This window comes from Anaerotignum sp. (genome assembly GCF_017483025.1).
Taxonomy (GTDB): domain Bacteria; phylum Bacillota; class Clostridia; order Lachnospirales; family Anaerotignaceae; genus Anaerotignum_A.
Window position 1 is genome coordinate 1 of sequence record NZ_JAFUMA010000082.1, and the last position, 2,622, is coordinate 2,622.

The following is a 2,622-nucleotide window of genomic DNA, read 5'->3' on the forward strand; positions in this document are numbered from 1 at the left end:
AGATATTTTTTGATGACTTCTTCAGAACGGATGCCGCCGCCCACTTCTACCAGCAGGCCGCCCTTTTCCACGATATTTTTAATAGTTTCCAGATTGGGTGTGCCGCCGTCTTTTGCCCCTTCCAGGTCTACCACATGCAGGTATTTCGCCCCTGCCGCCGCAAAGGAACGGGCAACCTCCGCAGGGTTATCGCTATAAACGGTTTTCTGTGCATAATCGCCCTTTACCAGACGCACCGCACAGCCGCCAATCAGATCAATCGCAGGAAATAATTCCATTGGGTTACCTCCTTACAGTTCACAAAATGCTTTCAGAATTTTCAGACCAACTTCACCGCTCTTTTCGGGGTGGAACTGGGTGCCGTATACATTGCCGCATTCCACAGAAGCAGTCAGTTCTGCGCCGTATTCCGCTCTGGAGGAAACAAATTCGTCACAGTCCACACCAGCATAGGAGTGTACGAAATACACGCAGTCGCCTTCGTTGATATATTTGAACAGTTTGGATTTTTCTCTGTCCTTGGGGAAGATCAGAGCATTCCAGCCGATGTGGGGAACCTTCAGACCTTCGCCGATCATGGGGGCAATGGGTTTTACGCTGCCTTTGATAAGCCCCAGACCTTCATGCACGCCATATTCATAGTTCTTTTCCAGAAGCATCTGCATACCAAGGCAGATGCCCAACAGAGGTTTGCCATTAGCCGCTTCTTCCAGAACCACCTTTTCCATACCGCTTTCACGCAGTTTCCGGATGGCATCTTCAAATGCACCTACGCCGGGCAGGATGATGCGGTCTGCCGCCTTGATTTCTTCAATGTTGTTTGTCACCTTTGCCTCCGCCCCGATGAATTTCAGGGAACTCTGCAGGGAAAACAGATTACCTACGCCGTAATCAATAATCGCGATCATTTATAATACCCCCTTTGTGGAAGGAATTTCGTCTTTATAGGCTTCCTGCACCGCCACTGCTTTCGCCAGCGCACGGGCAACCGCCTTGAATGTACCTTCGATGATATGGTGAGAATTTCTGCCGCGGAACTGCAGGATATGCAGGTTCATTTTTGCATTTCTGACGAATGCGATGAAAAATTCTTCCACCAGTTCTGTATCGAAGGTGCCAACTTTTTCTGTAGGGATTTCCAGACCATATTCCAGATGGCTTCTGCCGCCCAGATCCACTGCCGCAAGAATGAGGGCTTCATCCATAGGAAGAGTGATATCACCGTAACGGGCAATGCCTCTGCTGTCACCCAGAGCCTCCGCAAAGGCCATGCCAAGGCAGATACCAATGTCCTCTACGGAATGGTGGTCATCTACTTCAATATCGCCTTTGCAGGTCACATCCAGGTCAAAACGACCATGCTTTGCAAACAGGGTCAGCATATGGTCGAGGAAACCAACGCCTGTATTGATGCTGCTTTCACCGCTGCCATCTAGACAAAGGGACAGGCTGATGTCAGTTTCTGCGGTTTTTCGTTTGATTTCACTGCTTCTCATATTAGTCCCCTTTCTGTTCTGCAATAATTTCCTCTAATTTATCAAACAAAATATTCATCTGCTCGGGGGTGCCAATGGTGATACGAACAAAATCTTCGATCTTCGCCTTACCCCAGAAGCGTACCAGAACGCCTTTTTTCTTCAATTCTTCATAAATAACCTTGCCGCTGATGGAGTTGCTTTTTGCAAAAATGAAATTCGCCTTGGAATCCAGCACGGTGAAGTCCATTTCTCTCAGTCTGGCTGTTGTCAGTTCTCTGGTTTCTGCGATCTTCTTCGCATTTTCCACATAGTAATCGTTACTGTCCACAGCCGCTTCCCCCGCAATCAACGTCAGACGGTTAATGTTATAGGGGTTTGTGGAATATTTGATTTTTTCCAGATCTTCGATGATACCTTCGCTGGCGATGGCAAAACCCAGTCTCGCCCCCGCCATGGAGCGAGATTTGGAGAAGGTCTGCACCACCAGCAGGTTGTCGTATTTCTTGATAAAATCCACGCAGCTTGTACCGCCGAAGTCGATATATGCTTCATCGATGATAACCACGTTATCGGGATTGGATTTCAAAATCTCTTCGATTTCCGCCAGGGAGATTTCCATGCCTGTAGGGGCATTGGGGTTCGCAATGACTACCATTCTGCCAATACCACAGTAATCTTTATAATCCACACTGAAATCCTCTTTCAGAGGAATCACTTTGCTATCCACATGGTACAGGTCTGCATAAACGGGATAAAAACCGTAACTAATTTCTGGAAATGCTGCCCCTCTTTCACTGTCACAGAATGCCATAAAAGCGAAATTCAGGATATCATCGGAACCATTGGAGAGGAATACGTTTTTCGCTTCCACGCCATACAGTGCCGCCAGTTTTTCTTTCAACACTTTACCTGTAGGGTCGGGGTACAGGTTCAGTTTTCCCACTTCCGCCGCAGAAACCGCCGCAAACACCTCAGGAGAAGGTGCGTAAGGAGATTCATTCGTATTCAATTTCACATATACCTGGTCTCTGGGCTGTTCGCCTGGTGTATATGCTTCCAACCCCGCAAAACGAGGACTCATAAATCTGCTCATTTGATTACCCCCTTATCGACACGAACCATTGCAGAACGGGCATGAGCTTCC

At 47.9% G+C, this 2,622-nt stretch carries 4 protein-coding genes; all 4 read right to left on the minus strand.

Annotated elements, in window-relative coordinates; all coding sequences use genetic code 11:
* A partial coding sequence (locus tag IJ369_RS07120) for a HisA/HisF-related TIM barrel protein (protein WP_290717617.1) occupies positions 1-278 on the minus strand: 278 nt, incomplete at its 3' end.
* 12 nt (positions 279-290) lie between these two features.
* The gene (hisH, locus tag IJ369_RS07125) at positions 291-908 is read right to left on the minus strand and encodes an imidazole glycerol phosphate synthase subunit HisH (RefSeq protein WP_290717619.1); all 618 of its coding nucleotides are present in this window, start codon (positions 906-908) and stop codon (positions 291-293) included.
* Positions 909-1,496 (minus strand): imidazoleglycerol-phosphate dehydratase HisB, encoded by a 588-nt coding sequence (gene hisB, locus IJ369_RS07130; RefSeq protein WP_290717621.1) that lies wholly within the window; start codon positions 1,494-1,496, stop codon positions 909-911.
* A 1-nt stretch (position 1,497) separates the two neighbouring features.
* On the minus strand, positions 1,498-2,571 hold the full coding sequence (hisC, locus tag IJ369_RS07135) for a histidinol-phosphate transaminase (RefSeq protein ID WP_290717623.1): 1,074 nt from the start codon (positions 2,569-2,571) through the stop codon (positions 1,498-1,500).
* Positions 2,572-2,622 lie beyond the last annotated feature (51 nt).